15 protein-coding genes are annotated in these 15,821 nt (G+C 47.6%); 12 read left to right on the top strand and 3 right to left on the bottom strand.

Features of this window, described 5'->3' with window-relative positions:
* The 5 genes from B5F54_RS14535 to B5F54_RS14555 form a co-directional block, all read left to right on the top strand.
* On the top strand, positions 1-632 hold a 632-nt coding region (locus B5F54_RS14535), incomplete at its 5' end, for a restriction endonuclease subunit S (protein WP_207651976.1).
* A 52-nt stretch (positions 633-684) separates the two neighbouring features.
* On the top strand, positions 685-1,680 hold the full coding sequence (gene xerA / locus B5F54_RS14540) for a site-specific tyrosine recombinase/integron integrase (RefSeq protein ID WP_087234958.1): 996 nt from the start codon (positions 685-687) through the stop codon (positions 1,678-1,680).
* 22 nt (positions 1,681-1,702) lie between these two features.
* A complete protein-coding gene (locus B5F54_RS14545; protein WP_087234959.1) occupies positions 1,703-2,254 on the top strand; it encodes a restriction endonuclease subunit S in 552 nt (183 codons plus the stop codon).
* The gene (locus B5F54_RS14550) at positions 2,251-3,351 is read left to right on the top strand and encodes a restriction endonuclease subunit S (protein ID WP_087234960.1); all 1,101 of its coding nucleotides are present in this window, start codon (positions 2,251-2,253) and stop codon (positions 3,349-3,351) included. The genes B5F54_RS14545 and B5F54_RS14550 overlap by 4 nt, the downstream gene beginning before the upstream one ends.
* Positions 3,351-6,728 carry a DEAD/DEAH box helicase family protein gene (locus tag B5F54_RS14555; protein WP_087234961.1) on the top strand — a complete coding sequence of 1,126 codons (3,378 nt, stop codon included), beginning with the start codon at positions 3,351-3,353 and terminating at the stop codon, positions 6,726-6,728. Before B5F54_RS14550 ends, B5F54_RS14555 begins: the two co-directional genes overlap by 1 nt.
* Positions 6,729-7,168: 440 nt before the next feature.
* On the opposite strand, the gene B5F54_RS14560 is transcribed toward B5F54_RS14555, so the two are convergent.
* Positions 7,169-7,831, bottom strand: coding sequence for a sigma-70 family RNA polymerase sigma factor (locus B5F54_RS14560; protein ID WP_087234962.1), 663 nt, complete (start codon positions 7,829-7,831; stop codon positions 7,169-7,171).
* Positions 7,815-8,651: a helix-turn-helix domain-containing protein gene (locus B5F54_RS14565; protein ID WP_087234963.1), complete on the bottom strand. Its 837-nt coding sequence runs from the start codon at positions 8,649-8,651 to the stop codon at positions 7,815-7,817. Before B5F54_RS14565 ends, B5F54_RS14560 begins: the two co-directional genes overlap by 17 nt.
* Before the next feature lie 233 nt (positions 8,652-8,884).
* Between B5F54_RS14565 and B5F54_RS14570 the strand changes: the two genes are divergently transcribed.
* Positions 8,885-9,505: a CHC2 zinc finger domain-containing protein gene (locus B5F54_RS14570; RefSeq protein WP_087234964.1), complete on the top strand. Its 621-nt coding sequence runs from the start codon at positions 8,885-8,887 to the stop codon at positions 9,503-9,505.
* A complete protein-coding gene (locus B5F54_RS14575; RefSeq protein WP_087234965.1) occupies positions 9,480-10,853 on the top strand; it encodes a DNA primase family protein in 1,374 nt (457 codons plus the stop codon). Before B5F54_RS14570 ends, B5F54_RS14575 begins: the two co-directional genes overlap by 26 nt.
* A gap of 109 nt (positions 10,854-10,962) precedes the next feature.
* On the opposite strand, the gene B5F54_RS17395 is transcribed toward B5F54_RS14575, so the two are convergent.
* Positions 10,963-11,328, bottom strand: a complete 366-nt coding sequence (locus B5F54_RS17395) for a hypothetical protein (protein WP_055040424.1) — start codon at positions 11,326-11,328, stop codon at positions 10,963-10,965.
* 118 nt (positions 11,329-11,446) lie between these two features.
* Here B5F54_RS17395 and B5F54_RS14580 point away from each other — a divergent pair, with 118 nt between their 5' ends.
* From B5F54_RS14580 to B5F54_RS14600, 5 genes are all read left to right on the top strand, one after another.
* Positions 11,447-11,665, top strand: coding sequence for a hypothetical protein (locus B5F54_RS14580; protein ID WP_015534241.1), 219 nt, complete (start codon positions 11,447-11,449; stop codon positions 11,663-11,665).
* 2 nt (positions 11,666-11,667) lie between these two features.
* Complete coding sequence (gene mobV / locus B5F54_RS14585; protein WP_087234966.1) at positions 11,668-12,648, top strand: MobV family relaxase; 981 nt, start codon at positions 11,668-11,670, stop codon at positions 12,646-12,648.
* The gene (locus B5F54_RS14590) at positions 12,638-12,823 is read left to right on the top strand and encodes a hypothetical protein (RefSeq protein WP_015574444.1); all 186 of its coding nucleotides are present in this window, start codon (positions 12,638-12,640) and stop codon (positions 12,821-12,823) included. The genes mobV and B5F54_RS14590 overlap by 11 nt, the downstream gene beginning before the upstream one ends.
* Before the next feature lie 99 nt (positions 12,824-12,922).
* Positions 12,923-13,975: a virulence RhuM family protein gene (locus B5F54_RS14595; RefSeq protein ID WP_087234967.1), complete on the top strand. Its 1,053-nt coding sequence runs from the start codon at positions 12,923-12,925 to the stop codon at positions 13,973-13,975.
* Between the two features lie 47 nt (positions 13,976-14,022).
* Positions 14,023-15,699: a recombinase family protein gene (locus B5F54_RS14600; RefSeq protein ID WP_087234968.1), complete on the top strand. Its 1,677-nt coding sequence runs from the start codon at positions 14,023-14,025 to the stop codon at positions 15,697-15,699.
* The last annotated feature ends 122 nt before the right edge of the window (positions 15,700-15,821 follow it).

A 15,821-nucleotide genomic window follows, 5' to 3' on the forward strand; every position in this document is an offset into this window, starting at 1 on the left:
AATCCCGATTTATCGAGATGTTTGGAGAGCCGGAAAACAATAATAAGGCATGGCCAGTTAAGTCTTTAGACAAGCTTTGTACTGTAGGCTCGAGTAAGCGAGTATATCAAAGTGAGCAGAGCTCTGAGGGTGTGCCATTTTGGAGAATATCTGATCTAGTGAGCAAAATAGATACAGGAACTGTAGATAGCGCATTGTTTATTTCGGAGATAAAATATACAGAATTGAAACGAGCCGGGCTTGTTCCTGTAACCGGCGATATACTGGTAACATCTCGCGGAACGCTTGGAAGATGCTATATAATCCAGGATGAAGACTGTTTTTACTTTCAAGATGGAATGATCAGCTGGTTGAGCAATTATTCTGAAGAAATTACGCCTCTATATTTGCAATACTTATTTACTATGAGTGGATTCAGGAAGCAAATTGACAATACGCAAGCTGGTTCGACGGTTGCGTATTTTTCTATTGCAATGCTGAAAAAACTGCAAGTTATGGTACCGGATAAGGCACTGCAAGAGCAATTCGCTGCTTTTGTCGCTCAGACCGACAAATCAAAATTGGCGATCCAGAAGAGCCTTGAAAAGCTGGAAATATTGAAAAAATCACTGATGCAAAAATATTTTGGCTGAGTTTTAGCTGGTGAAGGATGGTGGTACATCACAATAAAAGGAGTGTATCACCATGAAAGAACAATTAATTACCGAAATCACACGGAAAATGCTTCCCTATTTGGATAATTCGCAGATGGAGCAATTACAAGAAGTACTGACGCACTGCTTTTGGGGAGTACAGATTTCCCCTTCATCTGAAGAGGAACGGTTGCAGGAGAAAGAATCCAATAAGGAACTGCTGGAAATGTTCATTTCGGCCAAACGTGTGGAGGGATGTAGTGAAAAGACCTTAAAATATTACAACACCACAATCTTGAGAATGTTTACTGCAATCAAACTGCACGTAACGCATATGAGGACGGATGATTTGCGCAACTACTTATCTGATTATCAGCAGGCAAGCCAATGCAGCAAGGGGAATATTGATAACATACGGCGAATTCTTTCCAGCTTTTTTGCCTGGCTGGAAGACGAAAACTACATCATAAAAAGTCCTGTACGCCGGATTCACAAAATCAAATCGAGCAAGACCGTCAAAGAAACCTATTCAGATGAATCGTTGGAAATCATGCGGGATCAGTGCGGCTGTCTGCGTGATCTGGCGTTGATTGACCTGTTGGCATCAACAGGGATGCGTGTTGGAGAACTGGTGCGGTTGAATCGCGCCGATATTGACTTTGAGAATCGGGAGTGCGTGGTCTTTGGCAAAGGGAGCAAAGAACGTCCTGTATATTTTGATGCCCGCACCAAAATTCATCTGAAAAATTATTTGGATAGCAGAACAGATGAAAATCCCGCTTTGTTTGTTTCGTTAATGCGTCCCTTTAATCGGCTGGAGATCAGCGGCGTTGAGATTAGGCTGCGTGAATTGGGGAGACGGCTGGGTATTTCTAAAGTACATCCGCATAAATTCCGGCGTACACTGGCAACGCGTGCAATCGATAAAGGAATGCCGATTGAACAGGTGCAGAGATTGCTGGGCCATTCCAAAATTGACACTACCATGCAATATGCGATGGTCAATCAAAACAATGTAAAGATTTCTCATAGAAAATACATCGGCTGATTGCCAATCCCGATTTATCGAGATGTTTGGGGATATCAATGTAAATGATAAAGGTTGGACAATACAACCTCTCGGAGAGCTTTGTACAATAGTTAGAGGGGGGTCTCCGAGGCCTATTGAAAAATTCCTTGGTGGTGATGTGCCGTGGATAAAGATAGGTGATGCCACCGATGGTGAAAGCATATACCTTCATTCTACTAAAGAACATATCATTCGAGAGGGCGTATCAAAAAGTCGTATGGTCAAAGCAGGAAGCTTAATATTCGCTAACTGTGGTGTTTCTTTGGGGTTTGCTCGGATTATAACTTTTGACGGCTGTATTCACGATGGTTGGCTTGCAATGGAGGATATTGATGCCAGATTGGATAAAGTTTTCCTGCTGCAAGCATTGAATCAAATGACGGAGCATTTTAGAAAAATTGCTCCTGCTGGTACACAACCCAATTTGAATACGGCTATAATGAAAGCATACAAGCAAATAATCCCCCCAATGAAACTTCAAAAGGACTTCATTTCCTTCGTCGAACAAACCGACAAATCAAAATCTTTTGATGATTTGGAGGTGGCGGCATGAAAAGATTAACTCTTGGTGATGTATGTAAAAAGGAATCTTCGAATATTGCACAGAAGAATTTACAAGATAAAAAGGGGGCATACCCAATCTATGGAGCCAGTGGCTTGATAAAGCAGGTGGATTTTTATCAACAGGACAAAGAATATATTGCCGTTGTAAAGGACGGTGCAGGTATTGGCCGGACAATGCTGCTACCTGCGTATTCCTCGGTGATTGGGACTATGCAATACTTGCTCCCGAAAGAGGGTATTCCTATTGATATTAAATACCTGTTTTACGCCGTTGAACATATGAATCTGGCAAAATATTTTAGCGGTGCAACTATACCTCATATATACTTTAGGGACTATCAAAAAGAACCCATCAATATCCCAGATATTGAAACACAAAGAAAAATATCTCAAATATTCGGTAAAATTGATGCCTTAATAACCTCTCGAAAAGAGCAGCGAACTAAGTTAGATCAAATCGTCAAGTCCCGATTTATCGAGATGTTTGGAGAGCCTGACGAAAACCCGATGGGTTGGGAAGTAACAGAACTAGAACACCAGCTCGAAATTGTAGGAGGATTTGCATTCAAGAGCACCGGGTTTACTGATTCAGGCATACCAGTACTGCGAATTGGCAATATTAACTCCGGTCATTTTTTGTCTGTGAACATGGTATTTTGGCCGAATGATCCCACATTGGCGCGGTATAAAATGTACCCCGGTGATTTGGTTATGTCACTTACTGGGACGGTTGGCAAGGACGATTACGGCAATGTGTGTATTTTGAGTGATGAGTACCCTGAATACTATTTAAATCAACGAAATGCAAAGCTTGTAATAAAGACAACGATGAATAAGCATTATCTTTCAGAGTTGCTCAAATTCAGTAAGATAAAGAAGCGGCTGACAGGTATTAGCAGAGGCGTTCGTCAGGCGAACATTTCCAACAGGGATATCCTCGCACTGTGTGTTCCTATTCCGCCAATCAAACTACAGGAACAGTTCGCCGACTTCGTCGAACAAACCGACAAATCAAAATATCGTCAAGAAAAGTACATTGGATTTTTCCAGTGCCTTGAAAAAAGCATTAGACAGGAGTGGTTATAATGTCAAATTTTGACTTTCTCAAAATGAAAAAAGAATACGAGTTGTTTGCTCCTGCCTGCGTGGAAGCCGAGAAAATTTATGCTTCCGCTCCTGCCATGTGCGCTGTCGGCTGCCGGAAAGCGTTGGAATTGGCAGTAAAATGGGTATATTCGGCAGATAAGACCATGAAGATGCCCTACAAGGACAACCTACAATCCCTTATTCATGAACCGTCCTTCCGTTTCGCCGTGGATTCCAATACCTGGGGTAAGCTGCCTTTCATCATCAAGCTGGGTAATCTGGCAGTACATACAGAGCGGAGTGTGCAGCCCAGTGATGCCCTTGCATCCTTGAAAGGATTATTTGAGTTTGTCCAGTGGATAGATTATTGCTATGGTTCTGATTATCAGGAGCGTGTCTTTGACGAAAGTCTGATCCCTACCGAAAAAATAGCGGTAGATACTCGGAAAATCAAAGAGCAGGAAAGCCTGCTGGATGAAAAAGAAGCAGAGATCGAGGCGCTGCGCAAACAAATTGAGCAGATGTCAGCCCAATATACTGCTGAGAAAGAGAAGCATCAGCAGGAGCGATCTTTCCAGCCGGAAGATTTGTCTGAGTTCCAGACGCGGAAAATTTATATTGACGTAGATTTGAAGTTCATGGGCTGGAAATTCGACGGTACCGATGCAGATGTACAGGAGGAATATCCTGTACAGGGTATGGCCGGTGTGGTGGGCCAAATGGGCTACTGCGACTATGTGCTGTTTGGCAAAGATGGCCTTCCACTGGCGGTGATTGAGGCCAAACGCACTAGCAAAGACCCTAACATTGGGCGGAAGCAGGCAGTTTTATACGCGGATTGCCTGGAACGGAAATTTGGCCGCCGTCCGATGATGTTTACCACGAACGGTTTTGAAACTTATTACTGGGATGACCGGTCTGGCCCTCAGCGCAAGGTCAGTGGCGTGTTCAGCAAGGAAGACTTACAAAAGCTGATGAACCGTCGCGCTGAACGGCAAGAGTTGATGAGTATTCCCATCGATGATAAAATTACCGATCGCTACTACCAAAAAGAGGCCATACGGGCTGTTTGCGGACAAATTGAACAGGGATTTCGTAAGCATCTTCTGGTAATGGCAACTGGTACGGGAAAAACAAGGACGGCTTCCAGCCTAACCGATGTACTCAGCCGCGGCAAATGGATTACAAATATTCTTTTTCTGGCTGACCGCACCGCGCTGGTCAAGCAGGCGAAGGATGACTTTAAGCGGTATCTGCCGGATATGTCCCTCTGCAATCTGTGTTCCAACAAGGATGACCGAAATGCCCGGATTGTGTTTTCCACTTACCCAACTATTTTGAATGCTATCGATGATACGAAATCCAAAGATGGGCGCCAGTTGTTTACTCCGGCGCATTTTGATCTGATTATTATTGATGAAAGCCACCGGAGTATTTTCAAAAAGTACAGGGCAATTTTTGAATATTTTGATGCTTTGATGGTTGGCCTTACCGCTACGCCGAAAACGGATGTAGATCGGAACACCTACGATTTCTTTGAAATGGAACATGGTGTTCCTACTTACGCCTACGATTATGAAACAGCGGTCTACCAAGACCATGTGTTGGTACCATACTATAATTATGAGGTCAAAACAAAGTTTTTGGATGAAGGCATTACCTACGACGACCTGTCTGACGAAGACAAAGAGCGTTACGAAGATGACTTCATTGAAGATGGCATGATGCCGGATTTTATCCCGTCCGCAGCTCTGAACAAATTTGTATTTAACGAGAAAACGGTTGACATGGTTTTACAGGATTTGATGGAGCGGGGCATCAAGGTTGCAGGCGGGGACCAGCTGGGTAAAACCATTATTTTTGCACAGAATAAGCGCCACGCCGAATTCATTCTGGAGCGGTTTAATAAACTCTACCCTCAGTATCACGGTTCATTTGCCCAGCGCGTGATTTGTGACGATAGTTATGCTCAGACCATCATAGATGATTTCAAACAGCCGGAAAAGGAGCCACATATTGCTGTGTCCGTGGATATGATGGACACAGGTATTGATGTGCCGGAATGCGTCAATCTGGTGTTCTTCAAGAAGGTGCGTTCCAAAGCAAAGTTTTGGCAGATGATTGGCCGTGGCACTCGTTTGTGCAAGGGATTGTCCTGCGTAGATCAGATTGATGGAGTATATACGAATAAACGGCGCTTCTTGATTTTCGATTACTGCGGCAATTTTGAATATTTCCGGGAACACAAGGAAGGATATGAAGCCAGGGAAACAAAGACATTGTCGGAGAATATTTTCGGCAAGCAGATTAAAATTTCTATGGCTTTACAAGAAAGCACCTTTGCAGGAGAAAACTATCAGTTATGGCGAAACGAACTTGTCGAAACCTGCCATAAGCAAGTTACAGCGTTGAACCCAGAGTTGATTTCCGTAAAACTGCGGATGCAGTATGTGGAAAAATATAAAAAGCAGGACGCCTTTCTTTCTATCAGTGAGGGTGACAAAGGCGAGTTGCTGACACAGATTGCACCGCTTGTTCAATCGGAAGAAACGGATGAATTCGCCAAGCGTTTTGATAACTTTATGTACGGGCTGATATTGGCACATATTGAACAGATGCCTGCTTTCAAGTATGCCAAAAAGCAGTTGTGTGACACAGCTTCGCTCCTGGAGCGCAAGGCAAATATTCCGCAGATTAAGGAAAAGCTGCCGCTTCTACAGGAAATCCATACCGATGTCTTTTGGGACGCTAATGATATTCTGCTGTTTGAAAAGGTTCGGAAAGAGCTTCGTGGTTTGATTCGTTTTTTGGACGAAGATGACGGAGGGCAAAAACGTATTATTACCAAACTTACTGATCCAATTATAGATAGCCAAGAAGGGGTTCAGCTGGATACAGCGTATGACTTTGAAGACTACCGTGCCAAAGTAAACCGCTATGTCAATGAGCACGGAAATACGCTGGCTATTTACAAGCTGACCCACAATATTCCGTTGGCCGCGGGCGATTATCAGGAGCTGGAACGAGTGCTGACAAGTGAGCTTGGAAGCAAAGAAGATTATAAACGGGAATTTGGTGATACACCTTTTGGATTGTTGATTCGCAAGATTGCCAAGTTGGACCACGAGGCGGCCATGCAGGCATTTTCTGCCTTTATTAACGACCAATCCTTAAATCAGAAGCAGATTTCCTTTGTAAAAAAAATCATCAATCACATAGAACTGAATGGGTATATGGAAAACGTTTCAGAACTTACAAAGCCGCCATTTGACAAACCTGTTAGCTTTATTAAGCTGTTTGATGCAAAGACTAGAACCGCATTGATAGCAACTATAAATCAGATTCGTGAAAATGCGGTTCAGATAGTAGCATCATAATAGTGAAACAGCACACAGATTTGAGGTCAAATAAGCTGTTAAATCTGTGTGACGGTTTCATGTTCGGGCAGGAAAAATCCAACAGCCCCAGATGGGATAGATGGCCTCTGCACGAACATAAAGGGGTGTCCAGAGGGGCATAGCTCCTTTGGCTCTGGGTTTCCAATAGGGGCGAGCAGCATCCCTGTTGGCACACGATTTTCCGTAGGAAAGTCTAGTGTGTTATACCTTTGTGGAGCAGATGGCAGCCGGAATTGTAGCACGCCCCGGAAAGTGTGGCTACAGTTGCGGCGTTCTGGCGGGAAAGGTTGCTCCTTGCGGGGCAGCATAAGCGACAGAAAAAGGCTGGCAGACGGTGCGAACGAGCACTGTCTGTCAGCCGTGTCATTTGCGGAACAAAGGTATATCAAAGCCCCCGTCAGCCGATGCTTCCCATCGTATCAGAACCACCACGGCAGCTTCCCACGCAGGCTGTCCATCGCCTCGCCCTCCACCTTCTTTGTCCGGCTCTCGCTGAGGTGGAAGTGGAGCGCCGCACCGATCAGCGGGTGTTCGATTCCATCGGTAAACCCATAGCGGTACAGCAGATAAGTCTGCTCTCTGGCAGTCAGCTTGTCCAGCGCCGCATACAGTTCCGTCAGCTGTTCTTTTTGGATGTAAATTTGCTCCGGCGTTTGGGTATGGGGGTCAGCTATGGCTTCGATCCGCAGCATCCGTTCATCATCGGACAGAATGTCATCCAGATATACTCTCTGGAAGCCGGGGCCGTCTTTCTTATCCACCATCCGTTGTTCAAATAAAGCGAGGGCAGCACGGATACAGTCTGTCATGGCATTGCGGATCGCCGGTGCTGCATAAGTCAGAAATTTCATGCCACGTCCAGCATCAAACAAAGGGATCGCGTTCAGCAGGCCGATACTTCCCTCCTGCACCAAATCATCTAAATCAATTCCAATATCATTTTCATCCAGCCCCATACTCCGGTATTGCTCCAACGCTATTTTTCGGATGAATCCCAGATTGTTTTCCAGCAGAATGTCACGGGCAGCCGTATCCCCTGCCTGCGCCAACTCGCACAGCCGCTCATTACTCCGGGTCGGCATTTTGCTTCTCCTGCGCATGGTCTAAAGTGGATTGGAGGAATTCCGTCAACGCCTGACCAAACTTGTCCAACGCTTCCTTTTGCACACCGTCCATTCCTGCCGCGCTCTGGGTGACAGCGGCGGAAATCATTTCCGGCGTGATGGTCGGTGCCTGGACATCCTGACCTTTTGTCAATTCGGAGAACATCTGCTGAGTGATGCCTTTGGTCAAAGACTGCGCCGCCGTAAAATCATTGCCGATCTCTTTCTTCACTTCCCGCAGTGCTGCCATAAATGTGTTCTGTATCATCGTCAGGTCTGCCTGATATACAGGAACTTTCTGTCGGTTGACAGTTCTGGCCGCCTGCACAGCAGCGTCTGTTTTATTGTTCCGGCGCAGCATGGCGCTGAGGGTGGTAAGCATTTGATTCTGTCCGGCGAAACCCGCAGCCAGCGTATCGTCAAAATATTGCTCGATCATGTAAGTGACTTCTGCAAAGCGCGGACTTTCCAGCAGGCGGTTGACGATCTCCGCATTGGCTTTTCCGGTGTACAGATTCCGCGCTGCCTGCACCGACAGGCCCAATTCTTCAATATCGAAGTTTGTTCGGTCAGGCGTGTTGACTTCCCCAAGAAGGAAATCTGTAGAGACTTCAAACACTTTTGCAATGCGGAGCAAGTGTTCTATACTGATCTTATCGGTTTTGCCGCTGACAAACCGGCTGATGGCGCTCTCGGTGCTGCCGATGCGGGTCGCCAGCTGTGCCTGGGTAATTTTATGTTCCTTCATAAGCTCCTGCATCCGCTGCCGGATATTGCCAGGCAGATAGGCTCCCTCCATGTGACGCACCTCTTTTCTGAAAATTCTCTTTAACCATTATAACTTATAAAACCAGCGCGGGCAAATGTTTTCCGCTGGCTTCGCCGCTCTGAGGTCTTGCATTTTTGCAAGATCTCAGGGCGGCGTTTTTTCGTTTCTTGCACTTTTAGCGGATTTTTCGGTCTATAGGCTTTTTCCCCGTATATTCAGGCAGACGGGCAGATACCGTCAATAAATGATGGAGGGCAAAGCCTATGAATTTGTTTGAAACTGTAAAATCTGCTGTTACTGTGAAGCAGGCCGCCGAGCACTACGGATGCAAGGTCAACCGGGGCGACATGATCTGCTGTCCCTTCCACGATGACCGGCACCCCAGCATGAAGCTGAACAGGGATTATTTCTACTGCTTTGGCTGCGGGGCCACCGGGGACGTGATTGACTTTGTAGCACGGCTATTTGGCCTGAGCAGCTACGAGGCCGCAAAGAAGCTGGCCTATGACTTCGGCCTCGACCCAGACAAGCCCCCGGCAGCGATGGCCTTGAAAAAGCCCTATCCGCTGGCGCGGGCCTTCCGCAACGATGAGATGTACTGCCAGCGGGTGCTCTGCGATTATCTGCATCTGCTGGAACGCTGGAAGGTCGAATATGCCCCGCAATCGCCGGAGGATGAACTGGATGACCGCTTTGTGGAAGCCTGTCATATGATCGAGTATGTAAATGATTTGTTGGACGTTCTCATGTTTGCGGAACTGAAGCAGCGTGTGAAAGCGGTGGATAAGCTGCTGAAGGACGGAACCATCGCCGCGCTGGAGCAGCGACTCCAACGTCTGGAAAAGGAGGTGCAGCACCGTGGCGAAGAACGAGCAATCGCGTGAGGCCAACCAGCCCATCTGGTTTGACGGCAAGAGTATCAATGAAGCCCTGTTTTGTGATGGTTTTCTCGGCAGACACAAAATCATCTACACAAACGGGGCTTTTTTTACGCCTGATGGCCGCGTCACCGATGAGCTGCCGCTGCGTGGAGAGATTTTTGAGGAACTGAAATGCTGCGCGGTCAGTAACATCCCCCGCAAAATCAGCAACATTGTGGAACTGATGAAGCTGGCGGCGCTGGTAGAGGATTTCCCACCGGAAACTGACCGCATCCATCTGGCAAACGGCACGTTATTTCTGGATGACACCTTTACGGAGGGAAAACAGGACATTGTGCGCTGCCGTCTGCCAGTGTCCTATAATCCCGAAGCACCCGCGCCGACCCGCTGGTTGGCCTTTCTGGATGGGCTGTTGTACCCGGAAGACATCCCTACCTTGCAGGAGTTTATCGGCTATTGCCTGATCCCCAGCAACAAGGGCCAGCGTATGATGGTCATTAAGGGCAACGGCGGCGAGGGTAAAAGTCAAATTGGCGTGGTGCTGGCTGCCCTATTCGGCAACAATATGAAGGACGGCAGCATCGGAAAAATTTCAGAGAACCGCTTTGCCCGCGCCGACCTGGAACACATTCTGCTGTGTGTCGATGACGATATGCGGATGGAGGCACTGCGGCAGACCAACTATGTCAAATCCATTGTCACCGCACAGGGCAAGATGGATTTGGAGCGCAAGGGCAAGCAGAGCTATCAGGGCTGGATGTCTTCCCGCTTGCTGGCATTCAGCAACGGCGACTTGCAGGCCCTTTTTGACCGCAGCGATGGCTTTTACCGGCGGCAGCTGGTGCTGACCACCAAAGAGAAACCTGCCACCCGCGTGGATGATCCCGACCTGGCAGAGAAGATGAAGGCCGAGGTGGAGGGCATTCTGCTGTGGGCTTTTGCGGGATTGCAGCGGTTGGTAGCGAACAACTTCAAGTTCACCGAGAGCCAGCGCACCAAAGAGAACCGGGAGGCCGTCAAGCGGGACAACAATAACGTGTTTGATTTTCTGGAATCCGAGGGCTATATCCGGCTGAAAGCGGATGCGTCCATCAGTTCAAAGGATTGCTACGACATTTACCGGATGTGGTGCGAGGAAAATAGCCTGACTGTACTCAAACGCCGCAGCTTCAGCGATGCGCTGGTGGCAGCCTGCGGTAAGTACAATCTGGAACACTGCAACACGATTACCAATTCGGCAGGACGCCGGGTATGGGGCTTTATGGGGATCGAGGCAGTGGCAAGGCCGCATATAAACGAGTTTACGGACGCTTCACAGTGTACGTACGTACCGGAAGACTGGCGGGATTGATTTCCGATCTGGTCGCCGGTACGTATGTACGCAGCGATTGACCCTGTTACCTCATATATTGTAGAGGCGCTTCATTTGGATAAAGTGGTCGTGCCCATTTTGGGTACACCTATTTTGATGTGTAAAAGTGGTTATGGATATTTTGTCCACCACCAGAACCGTGAAATTCTTCGCGCTTTTGTGCTGTGAAATAGGTGTGGTCATTTTGACCACACCTGAAGCGGTCAGTAAAAGCGGTAATTTTGCAGGCATATTTTAGAGCAATCTCAAAACAGCGAAATGTTTCTCTTTTATCCGTATACAGTTCGCCGGATGGCGGCTCACGGAACGACGTACAGATTGCAGCATTTTGTGACAATACAGCCCGAACAGTGAAAAGTCCCGCATTTCTGTGAAGTCGAATATTCCGCCGTTGACCAACGATACGCAGGGAATCATTTCTATCGCAAAACAGCATTTGCACAAATTTCACCATTGACCAAAGCCGGTGCGCTCCCCAGCGTAGCCGGTTCTTTTTATGACGCAACCGAAAATCATGTTTTATCTATCAAGTGACAAAGGGCTTCACTTGCGAAAATGGAGGAATATATTTTATGAAGTCAAGTATCCGAAACGAAATCAAGGCGCAGATCATCCGCGCCGGTTACACCATGCAGGAAGTCGTTGACCAGCTGCACGATGAGTATGGGTGGAGCGACAGCGTATCCAATCTTTCCGGAAAATTGCAGCGGGAATCGCTGCGGTATCGGGAGGCCGTGGAGTTGGCTGACGTGCTGGGATATGACATTGTCTGGCAGAAACGGAGGGATTGAGTATGGAAAAAGCACAATACGCGATTATGCGATTTGCCAAATATAAGGGGCCTGAAATCGGCAATATCGAGGCCCATAACGAGCGCACAAAGGAAAAGTACGCCAGCAATCCCGATGTGGACACCAGCCGAAGCAAGTACAACTTCCATCTTGTCAAACCGCTCGGCAAGTACCGGACGGAATCGGAACGGCAGATTGCCGCCGCCGGATGCCGTACCCGGAAAGATAGTATCCGTATGATCGAGACGCTGTTGACTGCCAGCCCGGAGTTCTTCAAGGGGAAGAAACGGGCGGAGATTCGGGTGTTTTTCGAGGAAGCCCTGCACTTTCTGGAACAGCATCAATCCAAAGAGACAATTATATCTGCCGTGGTGCATATGGACGAGAAAACGCCCCATATGCACCTTTGTTTTGTCCCGCTGACCGAGGATGGCAGGCTTAGCGCCAAAGATATTATGGGCAATAAAAAGAAGCTGACCTGGTGGCAGGATGAGTTTTGGAAACACATGGTCAAGAGGTTTCCAGATTTGGAGCGCGGTGAGAGTGCCAGCCAGACCGGGCGCGACCACATTCCGCCCCGCGTGTTCAAGGAGATGACCCGGCTGACCAAACAGAAGGACAAACTGGAGGATCTGCTCGCCGGAATCAATCCTTTCAACGCCAAAAGCCGGGCGGAGGAAATTTGCAAAATTTTGGATACCTATCTTCCCAGCGTGGAGAAGATGGACACGCTGCTGCGGAAATATGGCGTGGCTTTTACGAAAACAGCATCCGAAAATAAAAAGCTGAAAACGAAAAATGCTGAACTGGAAGAATCTCTTGCATCGGCGCAGAAGGCCAGCACCCTAAAGCAGATTGAAGACCTCAAGCTGCGGCGCGACTATGACAGTGCTGTGGCGATTTTGGAGCAGATACCGGCAGAAGTATTGGATTTTTACAAACAGCCTCACAAAAAAGAAAGGGAAACTGCCTATGATCGATGAATGGAGCGGTTTTGCAGACCTGCTGGCCAACCTGATTGAGAAGTACGCTTCGGAGTTGGATGTCGAGAACCTGCCCGCTCCGGCGGTTCCGCTTGAGGATCAGGACAGCGCGGCAGCAGATAAAAAAGAATCTGTTTTCAAGCCGGAAGCAGTTGCAGGCAAAATTGCTGCATGATATAATATACGTGATATAAGAGTCCAAACAAGAGAGCAACGGCCATTTTCTTCGCTCTCTTGAAACATAGAAAATGTAATCGGATAGGAGCGTGAACAAATGGCGGAAGATAAGAACAGACCGGATCAGAGCCAGGGCGAGATTGTAATTTATCAGGCTGAAGATGGGCTCACAAAAGTAGAGTGCCGGTTTGTAGACGAGACTGTTTGGCTGACGCAGCAGCAGATGGCGGAATTGTTCCACACGTCCAGAAGCAACATTGTGGAGCATATCGGCCACATCTATGAAGAAGGCGAACTGGATGAGGTTTCAACCTGTCGGAAATTCCGACAGGTTCGAATGGAGGGCAACCGGCAAGTAACCAGAGAGCTGCCTTTCTATAATCTGGATATGATCATTTCTTTGGGGTATAGGGTAAAATCCTTGATTGCCACCCAGTTTCGCCGGTGGGCTACGGAACGCCTGAAAGAGTATATGATCAAGGGCTTCACGATGGACGATGAGCGCCTGAAAAATTTGGGCGGTGGAAACTATTGGCGCGAACTGCTGGAACGGATTCGGGACATTCGTTCTTCGGAAAAAGTGATGTATCGTCAGGTGCTGGACTTGTACGCCACCAGTGTGGACTATAACCCCAGAAGTGCGGAATCTGTTGCGTTTTTCAAAATGGTGCAGAACAAGCTCCATTATGCGGCGCACGGACATACGGCTGCGGAAGTGATCTATGAGCGGGCCGATGCAGATAAGCCGTTTATGGGGCTTACCACTTTTTCGGGCGACTTCCCCACGGCAAAAGATGTTGGGATTGCCAAGAATTATTTGTCAGAGGAAGAACTTCGGGTTCTGAATCAGATGGTATCCGGTTATTTTGACTTTGCCGAGGTGCAGGCCATCCGTCACCGGCCTATGTATATGAGCGATTATGTGGAGCAGCTGGACAATATTCTTCGGGCAACCGGCGAAGAAGTGTTGACCCATGCAGGAAAAATCAGTCATGCACAGGCGATGGAAAAAGCAAAAGCGGAATATAAACGCTATCAGGCACAAACTCTTTCTCCTGTGGAGGAAGAATATCTGAAGACCATTAAGCAGCTGGGAAAAACAGCCAAGACAGAGACGGAAAAGCAGGATGATTCTTCTGACCCAAGTTAAAAACGACCAATCCATTTTTTGATTGGCACCACATGAGGAAGATTACGATGCAGAAAGAGAAGACAAAAGTTTACACCTACACCAGAGTCTCCACCGCTATGCAGGTGGACGGCTACTCGCTGGATGCCCAGAAGGCCAAAATGAAAGCCTACGCAGACTATAACGATTATAAGATCGTCGGCGAATACGAGGATGCGGGAAAGTCCGGCAAGTCTATCGAAGGCCGGGCGCAATTCAGCCAGATGATGGAGGACATCAAATCCGGTAAGGATGGCGTGTCCTATGTTCTGGTGTTCAAATTGTCCCGGTTTGGCAGAAATGCTGCGGACGTGCTCTCTTCCCTTCAGGTCATGCAGGATTTTGGCGTCAATCTGGTTTGTGTGGAGGATGGCATTGATTCTTCCAAAGACGCGGGCAAATTGATGATCTCTGTCCTATCTGCTGTGGCGGAGATTGAGCGGGAAAATATCCGTGTCCAAACCATGGAGGGCCGCATCCAAAAGGCAAGAGAGGGTCGCTGGAATGGCGGCTTTGCCCCCTATGGGTATCGGCTGGTGGATGGAAAACTGATGATCAACGAGGAAGAAGCAGAGGCGATTCGTGTCATCTATGACCAGTATGTTCACACGGACATTGGCGCAAATGGCATCGCAAAGTATCTGGAGAACCACGGTATCCGCAAGATTCCCCGGCAGAATGGGAAGAATCCCCTGTTTGATGCACACCTGATCCGGCTGATTCTGAAAAATCCTGTGTACTGCGGAAAAATTGCCTATGGCCGCCGCAAGATGGAAAAAGTGCGCGGCACCAGAAATGAGTACAAGTTGGTGGAGCAGGACAACTACCTGTTGGCAGATGGTTTGCACGAACCAATTGTTTCGGAAGAGGTTTGGCAAGCGGCGCAGGTGAAGCTGCTGGCGCAGGCCAAGAAATACGAACACGTCAACCGAGGGAAAGATGAACACGTACATTTGCTCTCCGGTATTGTAAAATGTCCTGTCTGCGGAGCCGGAATGTATGGAAATAAAAGCATCAAGCACAAAGCGGACGGCACCAAGTACAAGGATTTTTACTACTACGGTTGCAAGCACCGCTCCATGATACGTGGGCATAAGTGTGATTACAAAAAGCAGATCCGGGAAGCACTACTGGACGATGCCGTGGCAGAAGTCATTGTAAAGCTGGTGAGCAATCCAAAGTTTGCGGCTATGATGCAGGAAAAAATCAACATGAAAGTGGATACTGCCGCCATTGACCAGGAGATTGCAAACTATGAGAAACAGCTGCGCCAGCATTATTCCGTCAAAGCAAAACTGGCGGAGGAGATTGATTCTCTCGACCCGGACGACCGGCACTATGTCCGGCGCAAGGCAGACCTTGATGACCGGCTCTACAAGATGTATGATAAGATCGAGGATACCGAATCTCTGCTGATCGCAGCCAGAGCCAAAAAGCAGGCCATTGAAGCGGAAAAGCTGACCGGCGACAATATCTATAAAGTTCTGATTTATTTTGAGAAACTGTACGGCGTGATGAATGAAGCGGAGCGGCGGCAGTTGATCGAGGCGCTGATCTCTGAGATACAGATTTACCCGGAGCGTCAACCTAATGGACAGTGGCTGAAATCCATCAAATTTAAGCTGCCGATCATTGAGGAAGATATGAGTATCAGTTTGGACAATGAAGAACAAGTCGAGACAGTCTGCCTTTTGTCCAAACTTTAAATAAACCCAATATTTTATTTCTGAGCATTTATACAGTATTTAATAGTGGATTTATTAAAAATAAGTTAAGAATATTTCGATGAGCTACCAGATGATTGCCGCATAGTATGGTCGCTCAATTC

The organism is Anaeromassilibacillus sp. An250 (assembly GCF_002159845.1).
Taxonomy (GTDB): domain Bacteria; phylum Bacillota; class Clostridia; order Oscillospirales; family Acutalibacteraceae; genus Anaeromassilibacillus; species Anaeromassilibacillus stercoravium.

Coding starts and splice junctions, on each gene's coding strand:
- xerA (WP_087234958.1), top strand. CDS start 685: ATGAAAGAACAATTAATTACCGAAATCACACGGAAAATGCTTCCCTAT.
- B5F54_RS14545 (WP_087234959.1), top strand. CDS start 1,703: ATGTTTGGGGATATCAATGTAAATGATAAAGGTTGGACAATACAACCT.
- B5F54_RS14550 (WP_087234960.1), top strand. CDS start 2,251: ATGAAAAGATTAACTCTTGGTGATGTATGTAAAAAGGAATCTTCGAAT.
- B5F54_RS14555 (WP_087234961.1), top strand. CDS start 3,351: ATGTCAAATTTTGACTTTCTCAAAATGAAAAAAGAATACGAGTTGTTT.
- B5F54_RS14560 (WP_087234962.1), bottom strand. CDS start 7,831: ATGCCGACCCGGAGTAATGAGCGGCTGTGCGAGTTGGCGCAGGCAGGG.
- B5F54_RS14565 (WP_087234963.1), bottom strand. CDS start 8,651: ATGGAGGGAGCCTATCTGCCTGGCAATATCCGGCAGCGGATGCAGGAG.
- B5F54_RS14570 (WP_087234964.1), top strand. CDS start 8,885: ATGAATTTGTTTGAAACTGTAAAATCTGCTGTTACTGTGAAGCAGGCC.
- B5F54_RS17395 (WP_055040424.1), bottom strand. CDS start 11,328: ATGGTGAAATTTGTGCAAATGCTGTTTTGCGATAGAAATGATTCCCTG.
- B5F54_RS14580 (WP_015534241.1), top strand. CDS start 11,447: ATGAAGTCAAGTATCCGAAACGAAATCAAGGCGCAGATCATCCGCGCC.
- mobV (WP_087234966.1), top strand. CDS start 11,668: ATGGAAAAAGCACAATACGCGATTATGCGATTTGCCAAATATAAGGGG.
- B5F54_RS14590 (WP_015574444.1), top strand. CDS start 12,638: ATGATCGATGAATGGAGCGGTTTTGCAGACCTGCTGGCCAACCTGATT.
- B5F54_RS14595 (WP_087234967.1), top strand. CDS start 12,923: ATGGCGGAAGATAAGAACAGACCGGATCAGAGCCAGGGCGAGATTGTA.
- B5F54_RS14600 (WP_087234968.1), top strand. CDS start 14,023: ATGCAGAAAGAGAAGACAAAAGTTTACACCTACACCAGAGTCTCCACC.